Source organism: uncultured Stenotrophomonas sp. (assembly GCF_913778665.1).
Classification (GTDB): domain Bacteria; phylum Pseudomonadota; class Gammaproteobacteria; order Xanthomonadales; family Xanthomonadaceae; genus Stenotrophomonas.
In genome coordinates this window covers 146,628-172,951 of sequence record NZ_CAJYVQ010000008.1, presented here as the reverse complement: position 1 = coordinate 172,951, position 26,324 = coordinate 146,628, and the positions used below count along the sequence as shown (strand labels likewise).

At 67.3% G+C, this 26,324-nt stretch carries 21 protein-coding genes; 11 read left to right on the top strand and 10 right to left on the bottom strand.

Features of this window, described 5'->3' with window-relative positions; all coding sequences use genetic code 11:
- Positions 1 to 59: 59 nt before the first annotated feature.
- Both QZ853_RS09545 and QZ853_RS09540 read left to right on the top strand, forming a co-directional pair.
- Complete coding sequence (locus QZ853_RS09545) at positions 60 to 2,708, top strand: PAS-domain containing protein (protein WP_295572342.1); 2,649 nt, start codon at positions 60 to 62, stop codon at positions 2,706 to 2,708.
- A 180-nt stretch (positions 2,709 to 2,888) separates the two neighbouring features.
- Entirely contained in the window at positions 2,889 to 3,563 is a 675-nt protein-coding gene (locus QZ853_RS09540; protein WP_295572339.1) for a hypothetical protein, read from the top strand.
- Positions 3,564 to 3,626: 63 nt separating this feature from the next.
- Here QZ853_RS09540 and QZ853_RS09535 read toward each other — a convergent pair whose 3' ends face one another.
- Genes QZ853_RS09535 through QZ853_RS09520 form a run of 4 tightly spaced genes read right to left on the bottom strand, consistent with a single transcriptional unit; the run spans position 3,627 to position 7,469 of the window.
- Positions 3,627 to 4,283, bottom strand: a complete 657-nt coding sequence (locus tag QZ853_RS09535; RefSeq protein ID WP_099820992.1) for a response regulator transcription factor — start codon at positions 4,281 to 4,283, stop codon at positions 3,627 to 3,629.
- Positions 4,284 to 4,343: 60 nt separating this feature from the next.
- Entirely contained in the window at positions 4,344 to 5,399 is a 1,056-nt protein-coding gene (locus tag QZ853_RS09530; RefSeq protein WP_295572336.1) for an ABC transporter substrate-binding protein, read from the bottom strand.
- Entirely contained in the window at positions 5,396 to 6,787 is a 1,392-nt protein-coding gene (locus QZ853_RS09525; RefSeq protein ID WP_295572333.1) for a sensor histidine kinase, read from the bottom strand. Before QZ853_RS09525 ends, QZ853_RS09530 begins: the two co-directional genes overlap by 4 nt.
- Positions 6,780 to 7,469, bottom strand: a complete 690-nt coding sequence (locus tag QZ853_RS09520) for a response regulator transcription factor (protein ID WP_295572331.1) — start codon at positions 7,467 to 7,469, stop codon at positions 6,780 to 6,782. Before QZ853_RS09520 ends, QZ853_RS09525 begins: the two co-directional genes overlap by 8 nt.
- 222 nt (positions 7,470 to 7,691) lie before the next feature.
- Here QZ853_RS09520 and QZ853_RS09515 point away from each other — a divergent pair, with 222 nt between their 5' ends.
- The 5 genes from QZ853_RS09515 to QZ853_RS09495 all read left to right on the top strand — a co-directional run bounded on the left by QZ853_RS09515 (position 7,692) and on the right by QZ853_RS09495 (position 13,702).
- Positions 7,692 to 8,831, top strand: a complete 1,140-nt coding sequence (locus tag QZ853_RS09515; RefSeq protein ID WP_295572328.1) for a porin — start codon at positions 7,692 to 7,694, stop codon at positions 8,829 to 8,831.
- Between the two features lie 75 nt (positions 8,832 to 8,906).
- A complete protein-coding gene (locus QZ853_RS09510; protein ID WP_295573469.1) occupies positions 8,907 to 10,235 on the top strand; it encodes a CitMHS family transporter in 1,329 nt (442 codons plus the stop codon).
- 24 nt (positions 10,236 to 10,259) lie between these two features.
- A complete protein-coding gene (gene phbB / locus QZ853_RS09505; protein WP_012481221.1) occupies positions 10,260 to 11,000 on the top strand; it encodes an acetoacetyl-CoA reductase in 741 nt (246 codons plus the stop codon).
- Between the two features lie 125 nt (positions 11,001 to 11,125).
- Positions 11,126 to 11,254 (top strand): hypothetical protein, encoded by a 129-nt coding sequence (locus tag QZ853_RS09500; protein ID WP_295572325.1) that lies wholly within the window; start codon positions 11,126 to 11,128, stop codon positions 11,252 to 11,254.
- A gap of 144 nt (positions 11,255 to 11,398) precedes the next feature.
- Positions 11,399 to 13,702: a TonB-dependent receptor gene (locus QZ853_RS09495; RefSeq protein WP_295572322.1), complete on the top strand. Its 2,304-nt coding sequence runs from the start codon at positions 11,399 to 11,401 to the stop codon at positions 13,700 to 13,702.
- A 449-nt stretch (positions 13,703 to 14,151) separates the two neighbouring features.
- Here the strand turns inward: QZ853_RS09495 and QZ853_RS09490 are convergent, their stop codons facing one another.
- Positions 14,152 to 15,405 carry a flavohemoglobin expression-modulating QEGLA motif protein gene (locus QZ853_RS09490; RefSeq protein ID WP_295572319.1) on the bottom strand — a complete coding sequence of 418 codons (1,254 nt, stop codon included), beginning with the start codon at positions 15,403 to 15,405 and terminating at the stop codon, positions 14,152 to 14,154.
- 123 nt (positions 15,406 to 15,528) lie between these two features.
- Positions 15,529 to 16,629 (bottom strand): ribosome small subunit-dependent GTPase A, encoded by a 1,101-nt coding sequence (rsgA, locus tag QZ853_RS09485; RefSeq protein WP_295572317.1) that lies wholly within the window; start codon positions 16,627 to 16,629, stop codon positions 15,529 to 15,531.
- Between the two features lie 123 nt (positions 16,630 to 16,752).
- On the opposite strand from rsgA, the gene QZ853_RS09480 reads away from it, so the two are divergent.
- From QZ853_RS09480 to QZ853_RS09470, 3 genes are read left to right on the top strand one after another with little or no spacing between them, the layout of a single operon-like run.
- Positions 16,753 to 18,027 carry a pyridoxal phosphate-dependent aminotransferase gene (locus QZ853_RS09480; RefSeq protein WP_295572315.1) on the top strand — a complete coding sequence of 425 codons (1,275 nt, stop codon included), beginning with the start codon at positions 16,753 to 16,755 and terminating at the stop codon, positions 18,025 to 18,027.
- A gap of 3 nt (positions 18,028 to 18,030) precedes the next feature.
- The gene (locus QZ853_RS09475; protein ID WP_295572312.1) at positions 18,031 to 18,648 is read left to right on the top strand and encodes an SGNH/GDSL hydrolase family protein; all 618 of its coding nucleotides are present in this window, start codon (positions 18,031 to 18,033) and stop codon (positions 18,646 to 18,648) included.
- Positions 18,649 to 18,652: 4 nt separating this feature from the next.
- Positions 18,653 to 19,366, top strand: coding sequence for a class I SAM-dependent methyltransferase (locus QZ853_RS09470; RefSeq protein ID WP_295572309.1), 714 nt, complete (start codon positions 18,653 to 18,655; stop codon positions 19,364 to 19,366).
- Between the two features lie 153 nt (positions 19,367 to 19,519).
- Here the strand turns inward: QZ853_RS09470 and QZ853_RS09465 are convergent, their stop codons facing one another.
- A complete protein-coding gene (locus tag QZ853_RS09465) occupies positions 19,520 to 20,299 on the bottom strand; it encodes a polysaccharide deacetylase family protein (protein WP_295572306.1) in 780 nt (259 codons plus the stop codon).
- 59 nt (positions 20,300 to 20,358) lie between these two features.
- Between QZ853_RS09465 and grxD the strand changes: the two genes are divergently transcribed.
- Complete coding sequence (gene grxD, locus QZ853_RS09460) at positions 20,359 to 21,285, top strand: Grx4 family monothiol glutaredoxin (protein ID WP_295572303.1); 927 nt, start codon at positions 20,359 to 20,361, stop codon at positions 21,283 to 21,285.
- 108 nt (positions 21,286 to 21,393) lie between these two features.
- On the opposite strand, the gene QZ853_RS09455 is transcribed toward grxD, so the two are convergent.
- From QZ853_RS09455 to QZ853_RS09445, 3 genes are all read right to left on the bottom strand, one after another.
- A complete protein-coding gene (locus tag QZ853_RS09455; RefSeq protein WP_295572301.1) occupies positions 21,394 to 21,933 on the bottom strand; it encodes a DUF924 family protein in 540 nt (179 codons plus the stop codon).
- Positions 21,934 to 21,976: 43 nt separating this feature from the next.
- Complete coding sequence (locus QZ853_RS09450; RefSeq protein ID WP_049415280.1) at positions 21,977 to 22,753, bottom strand: AMP nucleosidase; 777 nt, start codon at positions 22,751 to 22,753, stop codon at positions 21,977 to 21,979.
- Between the two features lie 123 nt (positions 22,754 to 22,876).
- Complete coding sequence (locus QZ853_RS09445) at positions 22,877 to 26,266, bottom strand: autotransporter serine protease (RefSeq protein ID WP_295572298.1); 3,390 nt, start codon at positions 26,264 to 26,266, stop codon at positions 22,877 to 22,879.
- Between the last annotated feature and the right edge of the window lie 58 nt (positions 26,267 to 26,324).

The window sequence follows — 26,324 nt, the reverse complement described above, 5'->3', positions numbered from 1 at the left end:
CACGTCAGATCCCGGCGGGCGTGCACGCCACGCCCGCCGGCCCTGCGTAGACTGCCGCCATGTACTGGCTCAGCCGCCACCGGATGCTGTTGCTGACCGTCCTGGTGATGGTCGGCGGCACGGTGCTGTGTGCGGTCGCCGCCGGCCACTACGCCTGGCGCCGTGCACTGGGCGAAGAAAGCAGCCAGGTGCAACGCCAGCTGCAGCTGTATGGCCAGGGCCTGCAACAGCGCATCGACCGCTTCGGCACGTTGCCGCAGGTACTGGCGCTTGATCCGGACCTGCTGCACGCGCTGCGGGTGCCGCCCTCACCTGCCGAACGGCAGCGACTGAACCTCAAGCTGCAACGCGCCAACGAAGTCACCCGCGCCTCCACCCTGACCCTGGTCGGCCACGACGGTGTGGCGGTGGCGGCCAGCAACTGGGACCAGCCAACCAGCAACGTCGGCGAGAACTACAGCTATCGCCCCTATTACCGCCAGGCACTGGCCAAGGGCCGCGGCCGTTTCTACGGCATCGGCATGACCACCGGCGTGCCCGGCTACTACCTGTCGCAGGCGATCGAGGAAGACGGCCAGCGGCTGGGCGTGGTGGTGATCAAGGTCGAGTTGTCCGCACTGGAACAGGAATGGTTGAGCAGCCCGGACGTGGTGCTGGCAAGCGATGACCACGACGTGGTGTTCCTGGCCAACCGTGACAGCTGGCGTTACCGACTGCTGCGCCCGTTGGGCGCCGACGAGCGCCGCGAAATGCTAGAGGCGCGCCAGTACGCCGATCGTGCCCTGCAGCCGCTGCGTGCGCGCACCGAAGACGTGCTGGCCGACGGCGGCCGCATGGTGCGCCTGCTCGACCCGGCGTTGCCGCAGCCGATGCTGTGGCAGAGCCTGCCGCTGCCTGCCGAAGGCTGGAACCTGCACCTGCTGCACGATGCGAGTGCAGCCACCTCTGCCGGGCGCGCGGCCGCACTCACCGGCGGTGCCGCATGGCTGGCACTGGGCTTCCTGGTGCTGTTCGTGCAGCAGCGCCGGCGCTTGGCCAAACACCGTCTGCGCAGCCGCCGCGAACTGGAAACCCTGCTCAAGCAGCATGCGCAGGAGTTGCGTACCGCACAGGACGGCCTGCTGCAGGCCGCCACCGACGCCGACAGCGGGCTCAGCCGCAGCCTCGAACACCTGCCCCAGGGCGTGGTGGTGATCGACCGCGACCTGCGCTTGGTCGCGTGGAATTCGCGCTACCTGGAACTGTTCCGCTTCCCGATGGACCTGGTGCGCGTCGGCCGCCCGATCGAGGAACTGTTCCGCTTCAACGCCCGTCGCGGCCTGCTCGGCCCCGGTCCCGTCGATGAAGCGATCGAGCGTCGCCTGAACCACCTGCGCAGTGGTCGCCCGCACATGCGCGAGAGCGAGAAGGACGACGGCACGGTGCTGGAAATCCGTGGCAATCCCTTGCCCGACGGCGGCTTCGTCACCAGCTACGCCGACATCACCAGCTACAAGAATGCCGCGCGCGAACTGCGCTCGCTGGCTGATGCACTGGAACACCGCATTGCCGAGCGCACTCGCGACCTGGACGAAGCGCGCCGCGAGGCCGAACAGGCCAACCGCTACAAGACCCGCTTCGTCGCTTCGGCGGTGCACGACCTGCTGCAGCCGCTCAACGCCGCGCGCATGTTCGTGTCGGTGCTGCGCGGGAAGCTCAGTGACCCCGCACAGCAACAGACCAGCGACCATATCGACGCCGCGCTGGCGGCGCAGGATGCGATCCTCAACAGTCTGTTGGATATCTCGCGGCTGGAATCGGGATCGTTGCAGGTTCGCGTGCGCGCTTTTTCACTTTCGCCTTTACTGGAAACCCTGGCGCGCGAGTTCGGCATCGCCGCACAGAGCCGCGGTCTGCAGCTTGACTGGGTGGACACCCGCGCGGTGGTCATCAGCGACGAAGCGCTGCTGCGGCGCATCCTGCAGAATTTCCTGTCCAATGCGCTGCGCTACACGCCACGTGGACGCGTGTTGATCGGTTGCCGGCGTGCAGGTGACCAGCTGCGCATCGAGGTGCATGACCAGGGGCCGGGCATTCCGGAAAGCCTGCAGGGCGAGATTTTCGAAGAATTCCGCCGCTTGAATGACGGCGTGGAGCAGGAACGTGGCGCCGGCCTGGGCCTGGCCATCGTCGAGCGTATCGGCCGCCTGCTCGGCCACCGCATCAGCCTGCATTCCACGCTGGGCAAGGGCAGCGTATTCGCCGTAAGCGTGGCACTCGGGCGCGCCGATGAGGTGATTGCACCGCCGACGGCGCCGGTCATCGCGACCGAACCGTCCGATGACAGCCCGCTGCGGCAATGTCGGGTATGGAGCATCGATGACGACCCCCACGTCTGCGCGGCGACCCGTGCGCTGCTGGAACGCTGGGGCTGCCATGTGGAACTTGCCGACGGCCCGCAGGGCGCGGTGGAAATCGCCAGCGCGTTGAACGTGCCGCAGCTGTTGCTGCTGGACGTGCGCATGGGGCAATGGCACGGACCGGACCTGTATGAAGCGCTGTGCAAGCTGTGGCAGGCGCGGCCGCCGGTGATCCTGGTAACCGCTGAGCGCGATGATGCGCTGAAGGCGCATGCTGCCGAGAACGGTTGGGGCTTCCTGCTCAAGCCGGTGCGGCCACCGGCGCTGCGTGCATTGATGACGCAGTTGCTGTTGCGGCATCGCGGGTAAAGGTGCTGCACCCCGCGAGGACCATCGGCCGCTCTTTGAGGGGAGGCTGAAAAGCGGTCCACCCATGAACAGAGGATGGGCATAGTCTGAACAACAGACGAGTAATTGCCCTACTTACCACCGTTGCTGAAGATCGGAAGATTGCATGACCGGGCCAATCGGCCAGCCAGACCAGAGGCATTGATCGTGCCCGTTTCTCCCGCATCTCCTGCAATTGCAAGATACTTCCGCCCGATCGCGGCGGCGCTTCTCGGCCTTTGCTGCAGCGGATGCATCGATGGAAAATCACCGGCAGCAGACGGGAATCAACAGAGAACGACAGAAGAAAGCAGCACCAGCCAGCGTCATCCAGACATATCCGAGTCAGCCAATCCGCGTGGCCGCACATCTTCGAACCAAAGCGCATCGGCATTGGTCATGAATCGTATTGAACGCACATCCGAGCACCTCCAGGCCGAATCTGGATTCATGGCAAATGGAGGCATCTCAAGCCAGACTGCTGAAGACCTTCTGCGGTCCAGCCGTAGTACCTCTGAAGCAATCGAACGCATGACCATCGACGCAGCATCCAGCCCTGATGCGCAGGACCTGACCAGGCACTATCGATCATCTTTAACCCGCGCAATGGGTCAGAACGCGGTTCTTGAGCGCCTCGCGTGCGGCCTGAGCATATGCATTGGCATCGCTCGAGCCAGAAGCAATGCCGATCACCAGGCATGGGGCCAGAGGTTGGCGTCAGACCGATCGTCTCCCACATACGGCTACGTCGAAACATCCGTGGGTCTGGGCGCGGAATTCGAGAACAGATTCATGTTCTCTACCGATCCGGAACTGAATTCGATCAGCGGAAACTGATCGAGGAAGCGGAACAGAATCAACAACGACCTGTTAACGAGTCAATTCAATGCCTTGCCGCGATCAGCCATCCATCCCAGCGCGCGCATCGCCTTCGGGCTCCAGCGCCTTCACCAGCACTGCCGCCTGCGTGCGGCTGTGGCATTCGAGCTTCTTCAGGATCGCGGTGACATGCACCTTCACCGTGTTCTCGGCCAAGCCCAGCTCATAGGCAATCTGCTTGTTGAGCAGGCCATCGGCCAGGCACAGCAGCACCCGGAACTGCTGCGGCGTCAGCTGCGCCAGGCGGCTGGCCAGCAGCGCGTCGGCCTCGGAGCGCTCGGCGGCCATCGCCGGGAACCACAGGCCACCATCGAGTACCGCCTGCACCGCCTCGCCGATGGTTTCGGCCGGGGCCGACTTCGGGATGAAACCGGCGGCGCCGAATTGCTGGGCACGACGGATCACCCGCGGATGATCGTTGGACGACAGGATCACCACCGGGATGTCCGGGTGCGAACCGCGCACGTGCAGCAGCGCTGAGAAACCGTGTGCGCCGGGCATGGTCAGGTCGAGCAGCACCAGATCCACATCGGGCTGTGCGTCCAGCGCCGCAGCCAGTGCTTCGGCGCTGGCGACCTCGCGCACCTGCGCCAGCGGCAGGCTCTGCCGCAATGACTGCACCACCGCCGAACGCAGCAGCGGGTGGTCGTCAGCGATCAGGATGGTGTATTCGCTCATGCGGCCATTGTACGGGCAGCAAACGGCCTACGCTGGGCATTGGCCGGCGCTGCCAGGGCATCAGCGCCCTGCCGGCTCCACGCTGCTGCGCCAGGCGTCGAGGAACTGGCGGCGCTTGAGTGCGTCCAGGTACACCAGCAGGCCGGGGCCGAGCTGGATCGGGCGGCGGCTGCGGCCGGGGGCGTCGTCGCCGCGCGCGTTGCCGGTCACGATCGGCATCAGCCGTGCCTCGCGTGAAAGCACCTGCTGGCCCCGCGCTGACAGCAGGTAGTCGAGGAAGCGCCGGGCTTCTTCCGGGTGCGGGCCGGTGCGCGGAATCACTGCGGTACGCAGCACCACCAGCGTGTAGTCCTCGGGCTCGACGATGGCCAGTGGCGCACCGGCGTCGATGCGCGCCTGCGCGTAGGACCCCAGTACGTTGTAGACCAGCGACAGCTGGCCACTGGTCACCTTGTCCAGCAGCACGCCGGTGCGCTCCTCGCGCACCACGTCGTTATCGCCGAGTGCGCCCAGCAGCGCGCCGGCGATGCTGCCGCGCTGGGCATCCTGGGTCGCCAGCAGGTAACCCACGCTGCTGCGTTCGATATCGTAGGTGCCGACCCTGCCGCGCAACGGCGTGCCTTCCGCGCGCAGCAGGTCCAGCAGTTGTCGGCGCGTGTGCGGCACCTTCGCTGCGCTCAGCGCACGGGTGTTGTAGACCATCACCACCGGCTCGTAGCTGATGCCGAAGGCCTCGCTGCGCCACTGCGCCCAGGCCGGCAACGCGGCGGTCTGCGCCGAGCGATGTGGCAACGCATGGCCATCGTTGACCAGCTTGGTCTGCAGGTCCATGCCACTCGAGATCAGCAGGTCCGGCGACGCCGGCCCGGCACGGTCATGCAGGTAACGCGTGTACAGGTCCTGGGTGATGATGTCCTCGTACACCACCTCGGTGCCGGGATGCAGGCGCTGGTAATCGGCGATCACCACTGCGAACACTTCGATGTCGGTGGTGCCGTGGATGCGCAACTGCGCCGTCGCGGCCCCCTGCGCCGGGAAGCGGCGCACGTCGCCCGGCGCGGCCAGCACCGGCAACGCCAACAGCAGGATGACGACGGCAGCAAGCAGGCGGATCATGAACTGCTCCGGGGCAGGCGGATGGTGGCGACCAGGCCGCCCTGCGGGCGGTTGCTCAGATCAATGCGGCCGCCGTGGCTGTCGACCACGCGCTTGACGATGGCCAGGCCGAGCCCGGCACCGCCAGAGGGTGCCCCCTCGCCACGCGCGAAGCGTTCGAACACGCGTTCGGCATCGGCAGGCGCGATGCCCGCGCCATGGTCGGCGATGGTCAGCACCGCCTGCCCGCCCTCGGCGGTCAATGCGATCTGCAAGGGGCCGTCGCCGCCATACTTCAGCGCGTTGTCGACCAGGTTCTTGATCGCCTCGCGCAGCAGCAGCGCGTCGCCGTGCACCTGCACCGGCTCGGCGGTCATCGCCAGCTGCACGCGCGGTGCCGGGCCGGCCTGCGGCAGGGCTTCATGCAAGGCCTGGTGCACGGTCTCGGCCAGGTCCACCGCGGCAAAGCGCTGCAGGTGCGAACGATGAATCACGCTGGCGTCGCTGAGCAGCTGGTTGAGCAGGCGGCTCATATGGGTGGCGTTGCGCTCGATCGCCTGCAGGCTGCGGCGCATGTCGTCCGGATCATCATCATCCAGTGCCAGCTGCGCCTGCGCGCGCAGTGCCGCCAGCGGCGTGCGCATCTGGTGCGCGGCCTCGGCCATGAACGCGCGCAGCGTTTCATTGCTGCTGGACAAGCGCTCCATGAAGCGGTTCAGTGCAGCCACCATCTGGTCCATCTCGCGCGGCACGCGCGCGTCCAGCGGCTTCAGGTCGGACGGTTCGCGCCGCGACAGCTCGCGCTCAACCCGCACCAGCGGCCGGAACGCGCGATGCACGCCGAACGCCACCAGCGCCAGCAGCAGGCCAGACAGCACCCCAATCGCCAGCAGCGCGCGATTGACCATGTCCTGTGCGACGGCTTCGCGCGCACGCCGGGTCTGGCCGACCTGCACCTGCACCTCGCCCTGCGCCGAGGCAGCAGCGAAGCTGCGGCTGACCACCACAAAGCGCACCGTCTCACCGCTGTAGGCGGCATCGAACAGCTGCGGCTGCGTACCGGGCCGACGCGGCGGCGCCGGCAGATCGCCATAACCGGTGATCAGGCCGCCGCGGTTGTCGGCGACCCGATAGAACACGCGATCTTCCGGGGCCATCGCCAGCAGATCCAGCGCCGCGTACGGCAGATCGACCTGCCACTGGCCGTCGACCAGCGCCACCGAATCGGCGATGGACAGCGCCGAGGACACCAGCAGGTGATCGTAGGAGCGGTTTGCTGCGCGCTGGCCGTAGTCGCGCGCGGCGAACAACAGTGCCACCGCGAACACCGCCAGCAATGCACCGAGGTACAACAACAGCGTGCGCCGCAGTGAACCCGGTGCCGCAGTCGCAGCGCGCGCGTCAGCCATCGGCGTCGGCGCTGCCGTCGCTGGCTTCCAGCAGATAGCCAACGCCGCGCACGGTGGTGATGCGCAGCGGCGCACCGGCCAGCTTCCTGCGCAGGCGCCCGACATACAGCTCGATGGCATTCGGCCCGGCTTCGTCATCGAAGCCGAACAGGCCGTTGCCGATCTCGTCCTTACCCACCACCTGGCCCAGGCGCCCGACCAGGATTTCCAGCAGGCGGTACTCCCGGTTGGGCAGCTCGATCGCCTCGCCATCGAGGCTGACCCGGTGCGCGGCGTTGTCGAACTGGAAGCCGCCGATCTGCACCACTTCGCTGGCCTGGCCACGCGCGCGCCGCAGCAGCACACGGCAGCGCGCTTCGAATTCGCGGAAATCGAACGGCTTGCCCAGATAGTCGTCGGCGCCGACATCCAGCGCCTGCACGCGATCTTCAATGCCGTCACGTGCGGTCAGCATCAGTACCGGCGTGCTGTCGCCGCGCTCGCGCATACCGGCCAGCACGCGCAGGCCATCGAGTTTGGGCAAGCCGATATCCAGTACCACCAGGTCGAAGCTCTGGTAGCGCAGCACGCTGGCGGCGGCCAGGCCATCGGCCTGCCAGTCCACCGCATGCCCGCTGCGACGCATGCGACGGATGATCGCATCGGCCAGGTCCGGGTTGTCTTCGACCAGCAACAGGCGCATGGGCACAACGGTGGGAGGGGAAGCGAATGCTACCGCATGGCGCACGGTCCGCCCGCCGGGCACTGGTTTACGCTGCACCGCACAAACCGTTGACAGGACGATGACAGCTACGGCGACCCAGACTGCGGCCGCGCACCGTCCGGTGCCCACGATTGCCGCGCGCCTGGCGCGCACCTGGGAGGGTTTGTGGAATTCACGTTTGCCTGGCGGCGTCCTGTCGCCATGATGGCGCTGGCAGCCTTGTCGGCGCCGGCCTTCGCTGCCGAAGACGACCGTCCGGTCACCGCCACCCTGGGGGGGCGCCTGCACCTGGACTTCGCCACCTTCGACAACGACAACCGTGGCACGCCGAACAAGGACGATACCGAGATCCGCCGCGCCTGGGTCGACGTATCCGGCAAGTTCTTCGTGGTCGACTACAAGGCCGAAGCGGACTTCTCCGGCGACCGCGTCGAGGCCAAGGACGTCTACCTCAGCCGCAGCTTCGGCAAGGCCGGCAAGCTGACGGTCGGCCAGTTCAAGCAGTATTTCTCGCTGGATGACCGCACCAGCTCCAACTACGGCAGCTTCCTGGAGCGCGGCAACGCCGGCACCACGCTGGCGCCGCTGTACCGTTTGGGCGCGTCGTGGCAAACCAATCCGGGGGACTTCACCTGGGCGGCCAGCGTCTACAGCCTGGAGAGCATCGATGCCTGGCAGGTGAAGGGCCGCGCCGCTGGTGGCCGCGTCACCTGGGCGCCCTCTCCCAGCGATGGCGACGTGCTGCACCTGGGCCTGTCGCTGGCCCGCGAGGCCTATGACAACCCCGGCGCAAATGGCGTGCCGGGCCTGAAGATCCGCCCGCGCCCGGCCGGCCACCTGTCCGACAACAGCCGCCTGACCCTGGTCGACTTCTCCGCCGGCCGCGATACCGACGTCAACAAGTGGTCGCTGGAGTACGCGCAGGTGCGCGGCCCGCTGTCGTGGCAGGGCGAGTTCAGCGGTGCCACCTTCGATGACGGCGCGCAGCGTGGCGACGTGATGGCCGCCTACGGCATGGTCAGCTGGTTCGTCACCGGCGAAAGCCGCGCCTATGACCGCAAGACCGGCCGTTTCGCACGGATCAAGGACATCCGCCACAAGGCCGGTGCCTTCGAAGTAGCGCTGCGCTATGACCAGATGTGGGGCGCGCAGCATCTCGATGGCGCGCCTGACCTGCGCCGTAGCAGCACCGGATCCTGGACGCTGGGCGGCAACTGGTACCTGCGCGACAACCTGCGCTTCATGCTCAATGTCATCGAAAGCCGCAACCGCGACCGCCTGGCCGGGGTGACGGTGGATCGCACGCGCGCGGTCACCGGCCGCCTGCAGTACGACTTCTAAGCCCGGATTCCCGGGCACGCCGCCCGGGGCCCTTCCACTCCCCCACGTCCTGTTTTCGCAAGGAGTCCGCAGATGATGCTGAGCATCCTCGGCTTTGGCATGGTCATTACGTTCATGTACTTGATCATGAGCAAACGCCTGTCGCCGCTTGTCGCCCTGATCACCATCCCCATCCTGTTCGCGCTGATCGGCGGGTTCGGCGCCGGCATCGACGAGATGATGCTGGAAGGCATCAAGAAGATCGCGCCCACCGGCGTGATGCTGATGTTCGCCATCCTGTACTTCGGCGTGATGATCGATGCGGGCCTGTTCGACCCGCTGGTGCGGGTGATCCTGCGCTTCGTCAAGGGCGATCCGATGAAGATCGTGCTCGGCACGGCGGTGCTGGCGATGCTGATCTCGCTCGATGGTGATGGCTCTACCACCTACATGATCACCGTCTCGGCGATGCTGCCGCTGTACCAGCGCCTCGGTATGAACGCGCTGAACATGACCTGCGTGACCATCCTGGCCGGCGGCGTGATGAACCTGACCCCGTGGGGCGGCCCGACCGCACGCGCGGCCACCGCGCTGCACGTGGACCCGGCGGATGTGTTCGTGCCGCTGATCCCGTCCATGGTGATCGCCTGTGCCGGCGTGCTGCTGCTGGCCTGGTACCTGGGGCTGAAGGAACGCCGCCGCCTCGGCGTGGTGACCCTGCCCAAGGGTGGCAGCTGGATGGACAGCAGCATGTCCGATGACAGCAATGCGCTGCCGACCGTGGAGGACGCCGAAGACATCAAGCGCCCGAAGCTGCTGTGGGTGAACCTGGCGCTGACCGTGGCGCTGATGACCGCGCTGATCATCGGCGTGCTGCCGATGCCGGTGCTGTTCATGGTCGGCTTCGCCATCGCGCTGGTGATCAACTACCCGAACCTGGCCGAACAGCGCCGCCGCGTGGTCAACCACGCCGGGAACGTGCTGTCGGTGGTGTCGCTGATCTTCGCCGCAGGCATCTTTACCGGCATCCTCAACAACACCGGCATGGTCGAAGCGATGTCGCACAGCTTCCTCGCCGTGATTCCGGAATCGTGGGGCCCGTACCTGGCGGTGATCACCGCCGTGGCATCGATGCCGTTCACCTTCTTCATGTCCAACGATGCGTTCTACTTCGGCGTGCTGCCGATCCTGTCCGAGGCGGCGAGCAACTACGGCATCACTCCGGTGGAAATGGCACGCGCCTCGCTGGCCGGGCAGCCGGTGCATCTGCTCAGCCCACTGGTGCCGTCTACTTACCTGCTGGTGGGCCTGGCCAAGGTCGAATTCGCCGACCACCAGAAGTTCACGCTGAAGTGGGCCATCGCCATCTCGATGCTGCTGATGATCGGCAGCCTGCTGTTTGGCCTGTATCCCCTCGCCGCCTGACCCTTTGCCAAGGAGCCTTCTGCAATGACGCTTCGAATCGCTTACGTCACCAGTGGAATGGGCAGTGTCGGCACTGCCATCTGCCAGAGCCTGGCCCGCAGCGGCCACACCGTGGTTGCCGGTTGCGCGCCGAACTCGCCGCGCAAAGCCAACTGGCTGCGCGAGCAGCGCGAGCAGGGCTTTGATTTCATCGCCTCGGAAGGCAACGCCACCGACTGGGCCTCGACCAGCGCCGCGTTCGCCAAGGTGCGTGCCGAGGTCGGCGAGGTGGACGTGCTGGTCAACAATTCCGGCGGCAGCCGCGATCTGCTGTTCCGGCAGATGACGGTGGAAGACTGGAACGCGGTGATCGCCTCCAACCTCAATTCGCTGTTCAACCTGACCAAGCAGGTGGTCGATGGCATGGCCACCCGGGGCTGGGGCCGCATCATCAACATCGGCTCGGTCAGCGCCCACAAGGGCCAGATCGGCCAGGTGAACTACGCCACCGCCAAGGCCGCGATGCACGGTTTCAGCCGCGCGCTGGCCGCCGAAGTCGCCTCGCGCGGCGTCACCGTCAACACGCTGTCGCCGGGTTACATCGCCAGCCAGGCGATCAGCAGCTTCCCGCCGGACGTGCTGGACCGGCTGGCGGCTTCGGTACCGGTGCGCCGCCTCGGCCGCCCCGAGGAGGTGGCCGGCCTGTGCGCCTGGCTGGCCTCGGATGAAGCCTCGTACGTGACCGGTGCCGACTATCCGGTCAATGGTGGCCTGTACATGGGCTAAGCCCTCCCCCACGGAGTGCGCCGGAGCCGGAGAACCTTCGCCTGCGAGGGGAATCCGGCCCCTTTTTTCTGCCTGCACCGCACCCGTGCTATACGGGCAACGAGCCAAGCACCGGAAGTGCGCGCATGCAGCGCTGGGGCTGGACCATCGCGATGATGCTGTTGCCCGCGCTGCGCTTGGCGGCAACACCGGCGGCGTTGCCGATGGCCGATGAGATGCAGGCCGACCGGCTGGTCGAACTGAGCCGGCACTGAGCCGCGCCATGGCCGCGCACACCACGACTCGATTGCAGTGCCTCGTTCGTTGGATTTTCGTAAAGAAGGTTTCATGTTCTGTTCGCATAGTGGCCATGCACCGCGCACGCATGCCGGTGACCACCCCCAATGCAACGGACCACCATGCAGACCCGACACCTGACGATCGCCGTGGCGATCGCGCTCTCCGCCGCCGCCAGCGCACATGCCGCCACCGTGGCCGACACCGGCGCCAACGCCAGCACCGAAGCCGCGCTGAGCGCGCAGACGCTGGATACCGTCTCCGTGATCGGCCAGGGCGAGACCCGCCAGGTACAGCGCATCACCGCCGTCGACAAGCAGGTGCTGCCGCCGGGCACCAGTGGCCAGAAGATCCTCGACCGCCTGCCGGGCGTGTCGGTGCAGTCCAACGACGCCTTCGGCGCCAACGAAGAGTCGCAGACCATCAGCCTGCGCGGCTTCGACAAGAGCCGCCTCGGTTACACGCTCGATGGCATTCCGCTGGGTGACAACAGCTACGGCAACTACAACGGCCTGAGCATCGCCCGCGCGATCATCGCCGAGAACCTGGCCGGCGCCGAACTGTCGCAGGGCATCGGATCGCTCGGTGTTGCCTCGACCAGCAATCTCGGTGGCACCATCCAGTACTTCTCGATGGACCCGTCCACCGAATTCGGCGGCCGCGCCAGCGTCACCGTGGGTGACAACAACCAGCGCCGCGGCTACCTGCGCGTGGATACCGGCGACATCAATGGCTTCTCGGCCTATGTCTCCGGCGTGCACCAGGACCAAGACATGTGGGCCGCGCCGTACCAGAACCAGACTACCCGCCAGTTCAACGCCAAGGCGGTGTGGAACGTGGGTGACCAGCGCTTCGGCGCCTTCGTGGCGACTTCGCGCGCCAGCCAGGCCAACTACGCCTACCTGTCCAAGGACATGCTGGCACGCGGCCTGGGCTATGACTGGAACATCTATGCGCCGGACTGGGACCGCGCCGTGGCGGCCGCCTACTGCGCGCCGGGCACCTACAACAAGGCACGCTGCGCGTTCAGCGGCGGCGTCAACAGCATCGACGATGCCTACTACCAGAGCCGTGCGCTGCGTGACGATAACCTGTACTCGGTCGACGCCGATCTGCGCCTGGGCGAGCAGGGCCGCCTGAAGCTGCTGGCCTACCACCATGACAACCGTGGCCAGGGCCACTGGTGGGCACCGGGCCAGCCGTCCTACCCGGGCACCGACAAGATGCTGCCGATCTCGATCCGCAGCACCAACTACACGATCAACCGCGATGGCCTGACCGCCGCGCTGTCGTGGACGGTGGGCATCCACGAGCTGGAAGCCGGCTTGTGGTATGAGCAGAACGACCATAACGTCTCGCGCAATTTCTACTACATCAGCGGCCCGTTCCTGGACGACCTGTACCTGAAGAACCCGGACCGTCTGTTGTTCAACCAGGACTTCGATATCCGCACGCGCCAGTTCTACGTGCAGGACCGCATGCGCTTCCTCGATCAGCGCCTGACCGTGGACGTAGGCATCAAGAGCCCGAACACCCGCATGCGCGCCACCGCCAAGCCCGGCGTGGAAACCAGCATCGCCTCGGGCACGTTGACCGCCAAGGAATCGGTGCTGCCGCAGGTGGGCCTGGGCTTCAGGCTCAACGCCAACAACGAGCTGTTCGCCTCGTATGCCGAGAACATCGCCGCGTTCGTCGGTGGTGGCAGCGGTGGCCCGCTGCAGGTGTCACCGGAATCGTTCGCGGCCAGCGCCGGCCTGGAGCCGGAGAAGTCGAAGAGCCTGGAAGCCGGCTTCCGCACCTTCGGTGAGAAGTACCAAGCCTCGATCGCCGCCTACAACGTCAAGTTCGACAACCGCCTGCTGTCACTGAACCCGTGTTCGAGCATCGAAGTGGGCACGCGCCCGGAGTGCGTGACGCGCTTCATCAACGTCGGTTCGGTGAAGAGCCACGGTGCCGAGCTGACGTTCATCCTCAAGCCGATCGACGGCCTGCAGTGGTACAACGCGCTGTCCTGGAACAAGACCACCTACGAGGATGACTACACCTCGGGCGGCGCGATCGTGCCGGTGGCCGGCAAGATCACGGTGGATACGCCGCAGCGCATGGCCTCCAGCGAGATCAGCTGGAGCCGCGACGGCTTCTTCGCCAGCCTGCGTGCCAAGTACACCGGCAAGCGCTACTACACCTACACCAACGACCAGTCGGTGCCGGGCGTGACCACCTTCGACGCCGGTGCGGGCTACGACTTCGGCCCGGGCCTGGGCCTGCGCAACGTGCGGGTGTCGTTGAACGCGACCAACCTGACCAACAAGCGCTATGCCGGCCAGCTGAGCTCGTTCGCGCCGACCGATCCGAAGGGCACGCGGTATGCGATCCATGCGAGCGCGCCGCGGCAGGTGTTCATGACGGTGGCGGCGGAGTTCTAAGTCAGAAGCGGGCGCTGCGGCGCATCAGTACCGCAGCTGGGCGAGGTGGGACGGGCCGAGGCAGGACCGTGAGGCGCATGGATGCGCCGACCGAGCCTACAGGGACGTACTTGCGGCGTGTCCTGCCTCGGCCCGTCCCACCTCGCTCGACAATTTCCTGCGCCGGCGCGGAGGCAATGGAAAGCAAGAGCAAAAAGCGAAGAGCCGGGCAATGCCCGGCTCTTCGCTATTCAAGCTTTTCAAGCGCAATCCCTTCGGCGCGGTGATGTGCTGCCGCCCGCGCGGGAAACTGTCTGGCGGCGGTGGCGCACCCTGGCCAGGACCGTGAGGCGCATGGATGCGCCGATCGAGCCCCCATGGATGGGTTTACGGCGTGTCCTGGCCAGGGTGCGCCACCGCTGCCCAGCGATATCAATCGAGGCGCCAGCGCATCATCCCGCCAACGCCTTTCATTCCGGCGCCAGCTGGTCCATCCGTATCCGGTTGGCGAACAGCGAAAACGCCAGCATGCCGGCCAGTCCATTCGCCCGGCTCACCCAGTGCGGCAGCCAGCGCGGCGGCTTCAACACGCCGGCCTCGAACAACGGCGCGAACGCAATCGCATCGGTCAGGCTCATCTTGCCGGCGAACAACCAGCGGCACACCTGCAGGCGATCCTCGGCCAGCATGTGGCGGAAGAACGTATGCACGGACACCAGACCGCGCAGGTACACCGTGTCCTTGGTGAAGGCCAGGCCGCCGCTCGGTGGCACGCCGCGGAACACGCGCTGCGCCGAAGCGAAGCTTTCTTCCGCGTTCTGCCCGGCATCACAGAAGTAGCGGAACACCTCGATGAAGTCAGCCCCCTCGCGTGCCATCGCAATCGCCTCGGTGCGCAGGCTGATGCGTTTCAGACGTTCGATATCGATGCTGCCGGTGATCTGCTCGGCGAACGTGGCCAGCCCTTCCTGGGTCGCCGTCACCCGTGGCGAGGACAACGCCAGGCTGGGCAGCACCGGCTGTTCGCGGCCATTCAATGCGGTCAGCGAATGCACCAGCGCTTCGTGATGGAACAGCTGCGCGCGATCGTAAGCGCTGAAGCGCGCGCTGGTGCGCAGGCGGATGCGGGTCGGGCCGGCGGCGGCCTTGGAGACCAGCTCCGGGTCCAGCTGCACCTGGATGATGCGCGATTCGAAGAACGCATCGAGGTCGTTCTGCAGCTGCAGTTGCAGGGCGATGGCCGAGACCGGCACCTGCTCTTCCGGCGCCAGCAGTTCGTGGTCCAGTTCGGCGGCGATCTGGATGAAGTGCCGCGCCGCTTCGCGCGTACTCGGGCCGTTGCCTGGCAGCGGTTGCTCGGGAGCGCCGAACAGCTGCACCGAACAGGTGTCGACGGCGGCAGTGCCCAGCCCTTCCAGCAACTGCGCGGCCAGGTCCCAGCTCTGCGCCGACTGCCGTACATAGTGGCCCAGCGGATGGCTGTCGTCGCAGTCGGCAGAGATCGCAGCCAGCGCGCGGCGTTCCTCGCTGAAATCCAATCGCGGATAGTCGACCTTGGGCAGCACCGGCTGGCCGCGCGCCACGCTGTCCAGGAACGGTGCCTGTACCGTCGCCGGCCAACTGGTCAGGCCGAGCAGGCGGATGCCTCCGACGGCCTCGACCAGGCGCGCGTCGAGCGCTGCATGGTGGGCCACATCACGATCCAGCGTTGCGGTCGGTTCCATGGGCGGACTATAGCGCCCTGCCGTATTTGGCGCAGTGCGCCGCCGCCCGAGCCTTGGCTCGGGCACTACAAGGTGTCCCGGGATGCAAGCGTTGTAGCGCCGAGCCCGCGCTCGGCTGCACTGTCAGCGCCGGCGCGGCTTTCCGGCCGGGCGGAACTGCTGGCCCTTGCCCTTCTTGCCGCCGCGCTCCTGCGCGGTCTCGGCCTGGCGCACGGCCAGCTTGGCAGCAGCGGCGGCCACTTCTTCCTTCAGCTTGAAGTAGTTCAGCAGCCGGCTCTCTTCAATCTCGCCGGCTTCGATCGCCGCTCGCACCGCACAGCCCGGCTCCTGCTGGTGCTTGCAGTCGTTGAAACGGCACTGTGCCGCCAGCGCTTCGATATCGGCAAAGCCGCCTTCGGACAGCGTCTCTTCACCGGTCGGTTTCAGCTCGCGCATGCCGGGCGTGTCGATCAGGCACGCGCCCATCGGCAGCGGCATCAGCGCGCGATGGGTGGTGGTATGGCGGCCACGCGAGTCGTTGGCGCGCACTGCATTGGTCTTCATCCGCTGCTCGCCGAGCAGGGTATTGGTCAGCGTTGACTTGCCGGCACCGGAGGAACCGACCAGCACCACGGTGCGGCCCGGGCCCAGCCACGGCTGCAGCACGGCCACGCTTTCCGCATCCAGGCCGTTGATCGCATGCAGCGCGATGCCCTGCATCTCCAGCTCTTCCAGCACCGCCAGCGCGTCTTCGCTGTATTCGGTCTGGTCGGCCTTGGTCAGTACCACCACCGGTTCGGCACCGCCACCACCGACCAGCAGCAGGTAGCGTTCGATGCGACGCGGATTGAAGTCAGCATCCAGGCCGCAGACGATGAACACCGTATCGATGTTGGCCGCGATCACCTGCTGGTGGTAATGCTCGCCGGCGGCGCCGCGCTTGATCGCGGTGCGGCGCGGCAGCAGGGCGACGATGCGGATGCCGTCCAGCAGCACCCAGTCGCCCACTGCCGGCCGTTCATGGCTGGGGAAGCGCGGGCGCTGCCATTCCGGCAGCGACTCGGCCTTGATCGATGCGTCCGGGCCATCTGCCACCACATAGTGGGTGCGGTGCTGTTCGATCACCCGCGCCGGGCGGGCCTGCGGGTGCACGGCCATCGCGGCCTGCCAGTCGGCCTGCTGCGCCGGGCCCGGCCAGGGCCAGCCGATGGTCTGCAGGGCGGTGAAATCGGGGGTCTGGGTCATCGCCGTCATTCTACCTGTGCTGATGCCCTCCCAGCCCAGCAACCGCAAGCCCTGCGCCCTTGCCATGCAATGCAGCAATTCCGGTAGGATGGAAGCCCCATGCCTTTCGACGGCCCATTCCCCATGTCCACCCCCTCGCCCAAGCCCCTGGCCATCCGCGAGCGCCTTTCCGAAGTGCGCTACGAAATCCGCGGAGAGCTGGCCCGGCGAGCGCGGGAGCTGGAGGCGCAGGGCCGCAAGCTGATCAAGCTCAACATCGGCAACCCGGGCAACTTCGGTTTCCGTGCACCCGAGCACCTGCAGCGCGCGATCGCCGACGACATGGGCCGTACCGACCCGTACACCCACCAGCAGGGCCTGCCGGTGGCACGCGAAGCGATCGCGGCCTACTACGCCCGTCGCGGTGCACCCGATGCGCACCCGGACCGCATGTTCGTCGGCAACGGCGTCAGCGAACTGATCGACCTGTCGCTGCGCGCACTGCTCAATCCGGGTGACGAAGTGCTGGTGCCTTCGCCGGACTACCCGTTGTGGTCGGCCTCGACCATTCTCAACGACGGCCGCCCGGTGTACTACCGCTGCGCACCGGAGAACGGCTTCCAGCCGGACCCGAGCGAGATCGAGACGCTGGTCTCCTCGCGCACGCGCGCCATCGTGCTGATCAACCCGAACAACCCCAGCGGCGCCAGCTACCCGCGCGAACTGCTGGAGCGCGTGGTCGAGATCGCGCGCCGCCACAACCTGCTGTTGCTGGTCGACGAAATCTACGACCAGATCCTGTACGACGATGCGGTGTTCCAGCCGGTCGCGCCACTGGCCGGCGACCACCCGTGCCTGACCTTCAGCGGCCTGAGCAAGGTGCACCGTGCCTGCGGCTGGCGCGTGGGCTGGGCCCACCTCAGCGGCGACGACGCGCGCCTGGGCGATTTCCGCGCTGCGCTCGACCTGCTCGGTGCGCTGCGGCTGTGCGCCAACGTACCGGGGCAGTACGCCATCGAGGCTGCGGTGAATGGCCCGGACACCATTTCCGAGCTGTGCGCCCCCGGTGGCCGGCTGCATGAAACCCGCCGCGCGGTGATCGAAGCGTGCGAAGCCAGCGAGCACCTGTCACTGGTCGCGCCCGCCGGTGCGCTGTACGCGTTCCCCGCCGTGGTCGGGGCCGCCGCCAAGGGCTTCGACGACCACACCTTCGCGCTGGACCTGATGAACAACGAAGGCGTGCTGGTAGTACCGGGTTCCAGCTTCAACGTGCCCTACCGCCACCATTTCCGCGTGACCCTGCTGCCGGAAGCATCGGTGATGCGCGATGTGTTCGCCCGCATCGACCGCGTGCTGGCACGCCGTGCCGAGGACGCGACCAAGGTCGTGCCGATGAAGCCGCGCCGCTCGGTGGCCTGACCCGTGGCGTTGTCCTACCTGGCGCTGGGCGATTCGTACACCATCGGTGAAGCGGTTGCGATCGAGGGCCGCTGGCCTCACCAGCTGGCCGCTCAGCTGCGTGCGCAGGGCGTGGACCTGGCCGACCCGCAGACGATTGCCACCACTGGCTGGACCACCGACGAACTGGACACTGGCATCGATGCGGCCGCCCCGCACGGGCCGTTCGATTTCGTCAGCCTGTTGATCGGGGTCAACAATCAGTACCGTGGCCGTCCGCTGGATGAGTACCGCGAGCAGTTTGAAGCGCTGCTGCAGCGCGCGATCGGCTTTGCCGGCGGCCACCCCGACCGCGTGCTGGTGCTGTCCTTCCCCGATTGGGGCGCGACCCCGTTCGGTGCTGGCAGTGGCCGGGACCTGGCCGCGATCGGAATCGAAACCGATGCGTTCAATGCCGCCGCCGAAGTGATCAGCACCCGCCACGGCGTGGCCTTCGTCGACATCACCGACATCAGCCGCGCCCAGGGTGACGACCCGGCGATGATCGCCGGGGACGGCCTGCACCCTTCAGCGCGGATGTACGCGTTGTGGAGCGAGCGCGCGCTGCCGGTTGCCGCGCATCTGCTCGGCAGCACGGGCTGAGGCGATGGACGGCACGCCACGGAACGGCCCGCCACTGCCCTGCTCGCCCCTGACGGCACTCCAGGCCCGTTCGATTGCCGCGGCCTTCCGCCCGGCACACCCCTGGGGCAACCGTCGCGACTATTACTACACCCGCGGCAAACTCGGCAGCGATCCGCTGTATGACGGCGTGCTGCAACACCTGCCCGACGACGGGCAGCCGGTACTGGACCTGGGTTGCGGGCTGGGCCTGTTCGCTCATGTACTGCGCCAGCGCGGCGGTACCCAGCGCTACCTGGGTGTGGACATGGATGCCGGCAAGATCGCCCGCGCCCAGCGCGCCGCTACCGACCTGCCCGATGTGCACTTCGAATGCCTGGATGTGCAGGCACCGCTGCCGGCACTGGCCGGGCATGTGCTGCTGCTGGACGTGCTGCAGTACCTGGATGCGGGCGCACAGGCGGCGTTGCTGCTTGCCGCCAGTGCACGCGTGACGGTGGGCGGCCGGCTGCTGCTGCGCACGCCACTGGCCACCGGCGATGGCCGCGACCGCACCACCCGGGTGGCGGACCGGCTGGCCTGGCTGGTGGGCTGGATGGGCATGCGGCCACGTCACTACCCCGACCCGCAGATCGTGCAGGCGACGCTGGCCGCGGCCGGGTTGCAGGTGACGGCCCCGCGGCCCCTGCACGGGCGAACCCCGTTCAACAGCTGGCTGCTGGTGGCCGAACGCCCCTGATGTGGGTCCCGCCCGGGTATTGGTTCGGCTGCTCTCCGGCGCGTTCCTGCGCTGCGCGCCGCCCGAGCCGCGGCTCGGGCGCTACAGGACGATCACCAGCCCTTGCAGCGCCGAGCCCACGCTCGGCTGACCGCACGCGGCGACAACCCGCCGTTACGGGGCCGGCAGCTGCGCCTTCAACCCGCGCTCGTCCAGCGCCTGCAGCACGCGCTCGATGATCACCAGATTGTGGCCGTGGGCGGCGCCTTCATGCAGCAGCACGATGGCCCCTGGGCGCAGGTCCGGCAGCAGCCGCGCCAGCACGCCGTCCGGGGTGCAGCCGACGCCGTCGTAACCGCGCGCGCTCCAGCCCACCCGCACCAGCCCCAACGCCTTCAGCACCGGCGCCACGAACGGATTGGTCATGCCCACCACCGAGCGGTACCAGCGCACCGGCCGCCCACCAACCGCCTGCAGCGCCTGCTGGCAGCCCTCGATCTCGTCCCGCATCGCACGCGGGCCCAGCCGCCAGAAGCGGGCCTGCGGGTGGCTGAGACTGTGATTGCCCAGGTCATGGCCGCGGCGCAGGATCTCCTGCACCAGCTCCGGCTGCGCCAGCGCGCGCTCGCCTACCAGGAAGAAAGTGGCACGGGCCTGGTGGCGATCCAGCAGGTCGAGCACCGCGCGGGTGTCCGGGCCGGGACCATCATCGATGGTCAGCCAGACACCCTCGCCATTCTCCGCCAGCCGGCTCAGCACCGGCGCGTAGAAACCGCTGTTGGGCAGGAACACCGGCACCATGAACAGGGCATGGCTGGCCACCATCACGGGCAGGCCCCACTGCCAGCCGGCCAGGACCCAGACCAGGATCACGGCCAGTTGCGACAGCAGCAGCCAGGGCAGCCAGCGCCAGGGGCGGGCCGGGATGCGATGCAATGTTCCTGCGATGCTCATCCCCCATGATGCCATGGGGGGTAGAATTACTGATTCGAATTCCCGGAACCCCGACGTCCATGTCCCTCGATCCCGCCCTGCGTTCGCGCATCGAATCCATTCTCAACGCCAACCGCGTCGTGCTGTTCATGAAGGGCCAGCCGTCGATGCCGCAGTGTGGTTTCTCGGCCAAGGCCGTTGGCGCCCTGCAGGACCTGGGCGTCGAGTTCGCCCACGTCAACGTGCTGGCCGACCAGGAAATCCGCGAAGGCATCAAGGCCTACGGCGATTGGCCGACCATCCCGCAGCTGTACATCGATGGCGAGCTGGTCGGTGGCAGCGACATCGTGCTGCAGATGGCCGCCAGCGGTGAGCTGAGCAGCGTGCTGGGCCTGGCCGCGCCGGACCGCACCCCGCCGAGCATCACCGTCACCCCGGCCGCCGTGGAAATGCTCAAGAGCGCGCTGGCCGACGCCCCGGGCGCTGCCCTGCAGCTGAGCATCGATGCCGGCTTCCAGCCGAACTTCCAGCTGGCCCCGCACGACGAAGGCGCGATTGCTGCCGAGTCCAACGGCCTGCGCGTGCAGTTCGACCTGGCCAGCGCCCGCCGCGCCAACGGCATCACCATCGACTGGGTGGACGACATCCGCGGCAAGGGCCTGGCCATCGACAACCCGAACGCACCCAAGCCGGTGCAGGAAATCAGCGTGCGCGATGCCGATGACCTGGTGCGCGCCGGCAACATCACCCTGGTGGATGTGCGACCGGCCGACGAGCGCGCCATCGCCGCCGTCGGCGTGCCGTTCAAGAGCTTCGACGGCAACGGACGCGCCGAGCTGGAAGCCCTGCCGAAGGACACCGCGCTGGCCTTCCTGTGCCACCACGGTGGCCGCAGCGCCCAGGCTGCCGAGCAGTTCCGCGCGCTGGGCTTCACCAAGGTGTTCAACGTCACCGGCGGCATCAATGCCTGGTCCGAAGACGTCGACAACGGCGTGCCGAAGTACTGATCTTCCCGGCATGGGGTCGGATCCCTTTCCGCAGGAAAGGGCTCCGACCCCCCGCACAGAAAACGCCGGCATTCGCCGGCGTTTTCTGTATCCACGCATGGCGTGCATCTACCCGGCAAACCCGCCTTCGGCCAGGTAATCCAGTTCTTCCGGCGTCGGAATGCGGCCCAGTACCGCGTTGCGGTGCGGGAAACGCCCGAAGCGACGGATGATGTCGCGGTGCAGTTCGGCGTACTGCAGATATTCCTTGTCACCCAGCACATCGAACATCGCCACCGAACGGTCCTGGTCCAGCGGATCCTCGGAATGCTCGAACGGCAGGTAGATGAAGGCGCGCAGCTTGGGCACCAGCTGCAGATCCAGGCCTTCCTCGATCGCACGCATGGCGTAATGCCGCGCCAGACCATCGGTGGCGTAGGAATGGGCGGTCCCGCGGAAGCAGTTGCGCGGGAACTGGTCAAGCAGCAGCATCAGCGCCAGCGCGCCTTCAGCACTGCCCAGCCAATGCTCGCGCGCGCGCGACGCCGCGGCGAAATGCTCATCCAGGAACAACCGGCGGAACTGCGCGTCGAACGCATCGTCGCGGGCGAACCACTTCGCAGGGCCCGCCTCCTTCCAGAATTCCACCACTTGCGCGGCAACGTCCATCACCTACTCTCCAGGGCCCGCGCGCCGCGCCAGGCCATCATCGTCATTCGTCAAAGCGCAGGTGGCGGACCGACTTGCCGTTGCGCCGGATAAGCTTAAGCGCCTCGATGCCGATCTGGATATGGTTTTCCACGAACTGGGAGCTGACCTTGGCATCGGAGGCCTCGGTCTTGACCCCATCTGGAATCATTGGCTGGTCCGAGACCAGCAGCAGCGCGCCGCTGGGAATGTGGTTGGCGAAACCGGCCGCGAACACCGTGGCCGTTTCCATGTCGATGGCCATGCAGCGCATCGCCCGCAACCGTTCCTTGAACGCCTCGTCGTGCTCCCAGACCCGGCGGTTGGTCGTGTAGACGGTGCCGGTCCAGTAGTCGTGGCCGAGGTCGCGGATCATGGTCGACACCGCACGCTGCAGCGCGAACGCCGGCAGTGCCGGCACTTCCGGCGGCAGGTAATCGCCCGAGGTACCCTCGCCCCGGATCGCGGCGATCGGCAGCACCAGGTCGCCCAGCTGGTTCTTGCGCTTGAGGCCACCGCACTTGCCCAGGAACAGCACCGCCTTGGGCATCACCGCCGACAGCAGGTCCATGATGATCGCGGCATTGGGGCTGCCCATGCCGAAATTGATCATGGTGATGCCGTCGATGGTGGCACTGGCCATCGGCCGGTCCAGGCCGATGATGGGCGCACCGGTCAGCTCGGAAAACGTGTGCAGGTAGCCGCCGAAGTTGGTCAGCAGGATGTGCTGTCCGAACTGGTCCAGCGGCACGCCGGTGTAACGCGGCAGCCAGTTGTCGACGATTTCCTGCTTGCTCTTCATGGGCGGTCCGGAACGGCGTGGGGGGCCATTGTAGGCGCGCGCCTGCCGCCCCACACCTGACTGCAACGAAGAAGGGCGGCCCTGCGGCCGCCCTCCCATTGATTCCCGCGGGAATCACCTGCCTCAGAAGCGCACCGACCAGCGCAGGTTGGCACCGTGGTCACGGCTCTCATCACCGTACTGGCCGCTGTAGCCCAGTTCCAGCTGCTGGCGCGGGGTCAGCCAGGCCGACAGACCCAGCTCGGCCACCACCGCATTGTCAGCGATCGGCGCACCACTGACCACGAACGCGTCGCTGCCGCTGGCGAAGGCCAGCGTCGCCGACGGGTCACGGTCGCCACTGGCCCGGCGGTAGCCCACCGCACCACGCACGTGCAGCCAGCTGTCCTGCTGGAACGAGGCCTTCAGGCCCTTGTCGAAGCGCACACCGGCCGTGGCCACGGTGGTGCGGGCGTCATCGACCCGGCCCTGCAGGGCGGCGGCACCGCCACGCTCGTCGATGTGCTTGGTGTCCACTTCCACGCGGGCCACCTGCAGGTACGGCTCCAGGCCGGCTTCACGGCCACCGAAGCGGTAGGCCGCTTCGATGAACGCCTGGCGGGTACGGGCGTCGTAGCGCGCGCTCAGCGTGTCGGTGTAGCCGGAGAACGCCAGCTCGCGGGTGCTGTCCACGTCGTGGTTGCTCACCGCCAGGCCGCCACGCAGGCCGAAGCCGCCCCAGTTGTGGCTGGCGTACGCGCCGAAGTGGGTGTTGTCGATCTTCGAGCGCGCACGACGGCCCTGCTGCTGCTTCACGTCGGTACGTCCGGTACCGGCCAGCACGCCCACCTGCCAGCCGCCGAACTCGCGATCCACGCCGACCAGCAGGCCGTTGTTGTTGGCCTGGGTGCGGGCAGTGTTGGCGTTGCCGTCCAGCGTGGTGCTGCCACCAATGGCCTGCACCCAGACGCCGGTCGCGTCGGCATCGCTGGCGCCCGGTGCAGTGACACCGGCACGGCGCGACAGCGCGGCATCACGCACGTTGCGGCTGCTTTCCACCAGCGCTGCCGCGGTGGCTGCGTGCAGCTCGCCGCTCAGGCCGTCCAGCGCTGCACCCACCTGTTCCGGGAACAGCAGGGTCAGCGGACGCGGCAGGCCCTGGCCGAAGGCCAGGGTGTCGGCCACGCCAGCCACGGCGCGCTGGTTGGCGGTGGTGGCGGCGGTGGCCAGTGCGGCGCCGCGGGCCACCTCGATCCGGGCACCGGAGGCGCCATAGACCAGGCTGAACTGCATGAACGGCGAGAACGCACTGAAATCGGTGGTCGCGAACTGGCCGATCGTGCCGCCATCGGCCTGCAGGAAGTTGAACTGCTCGCCCAGATAGTAGGTGCCCGCTTCCGGCAGTGCCACCAGCGAGCCGCCGAGGGTGGCAGTACCGGTGACGTGCAGCAGGTCGCTGCGGCTGCCTGGAGCCAGTTCGGCCTGGTAGACGCCGCTGGCGGTCTGCACGTAATCACCGTTGATGGTCAGCGTGCCGATCGAGTTGCCCGGCGCGATGATGCCGGACACGGTGGTGTCGCCCAGTTTGCCCACGCCCTTCAGCGTGCCCTTGGCGCCGACGAAGGTCTGGCCACCGGTCTGCACGCCGTTGAACGAGACGACGCCGCCGGACACGCTCAGGTCCGAGCCGTCCAGCACGCCGGTGCTGGTGACGAAGCTGACGCCACCGTTGGCATTCAGCGCGGTGCGTTCCAGCGTGCCGTTCAGCACCAGGCTGCCACCAGTCACTTCCACGGCGCTGGTCAGCGCGTTGACACCGTCCAGCTCCAGCACGCCCTCGCGCACCACGGCGCCGTTGAAGCGGTTGTCGCCGCTCAGGCGCAGCCAGCCGATGCCGCTCTTGGTCAGCTTGCCCGGGCCGCCGATGTCATTGGTCCAGTCGTCCCATGCATCGCCCTCCCACACCTTCAGGCCACCTGCCTTCTGGTTCATCACCACGTCGGTGTCCACGCGCAGCGAGCCATAGCCCTCGACCGCCTTGGCCAGGTCCATCAGGCCCCAGCCGTAGACATCGTCCACGCCCGCGGCACCGAGGTCGGTGGCGGTGGTCAGCAGCACGTCGCGCACCTGCGCGCTGTCCAGGTACGGGAAGCGCTCGAACAGCAGGCCCAGTGCGCCGGTCACGTGCGGGGCCGCCATCGAGGTGCCGCTCATGTCAGCGTAGGCCGAGGTCGGATCCTGGTTCAGGAGTTCCAGTACCAGGTTGCCGTTGTCGTCGTACAGGTCGCCTTCGAGCACCGAATCGTCGCCGTATACGGTGGAGGTGATGTTCGAACCCGGCGCCGCCAGGCACCAGTTGGCGGCCAGGCCGCAACGCATCGAGCGGTTGCTCAGCTCCAGGTCTTCATTGACGTTGACCACGGCCAGCCAGTACGGCTCGATATCGGCGATGGCGCGCGGCAGCGAAGCGAACATGCCGGCGATCGGCGCTTCTTCGGGCGAAGGATTGACGGCATTGGTGTTGCCGGCGGCCCAGACCTGGATCAGGCCGCTGCTGCGCGAACCTTCGGCCATCGCTGCCAGGCTTTCGGCAAACACCGGGTGCGACTGGTAGAAATCCAGGTCTTCAGCGGTCTCCGGCTCGTTGGCCAGGCCCCAGCTGTGGTTGATCGCACGCACGCCCTGTTCGTTCATCTGCGCGTACAACTGCGGATAGATCGAATCGGCGGCCGAGATCGCGGCCACGGTCTGTTCGTCCAGGTACAGGCTGTTGCCGATGCGCACCACCGAAAGGTAGGTGACGCTGTTGGAGAACAGGCGGGCCACGCTCAGGTCGGCACCGAAGGCCACGCCATGGGTGCCGTTGCCATCGCGGTTGGCAGCGATGGTGCCCGACACGTGGGTGCCGTGCAGGTTGTAGCTCAGGCCTTCGTAGAAGCCGTTGTTGTTGAGCACTTGCTCCCAGTCCGGGTCGATCAGCTGGTAGGACACCGCGACCTGGTCGCCATCGCTGACGAAGCAGGCATCCGGGCCGTCCAGCACTTCGCGGCTGCACAGGCTGCCATCGGCCAGCACGTCAGCCAGGTGGATGCTGCGGTGGTCCTTGCCGGCGAACTCGTCGTGCTCAAGGCCGGTGCCGCTGTCGAACACGCCCAGGCGGATGCCCTTGCCGGTCAGGCCGCGCGCATAGGCGGCATCGGCATTGATCGCGCCCAGGCCCCAGTCATTGTTGAATTCACTGGTGCGCCAGCTGGCGGCATCACCAGCCTGGCCCATGACCGGCTCGGCGGCTTCATCCTCGGCGGTCGTGGCAAACGCACGCGACGGGGTGGCGGTAGAGACCAGCGCCGGGGCGGCGAAGGCAGCCTGCAGGCTGCGCTGGAACTGATAACGCGACAGATCATCACTGCTGCCCTGAGCCAGGGCCGGCAGCGAGGCCGCCACCAGCAGCGAGCCGACAATGGCCGAAGCCAGCGGCGAGGGCAGGAAGGCGCGGCGCGCAGCGGCGGTACGGTACGACGTGGAAACGCTCATCAACAGGTACGTCCTTGAATTCCATGGGAAGTGCGATGCCAGCCGTGCGCGTTGGCAC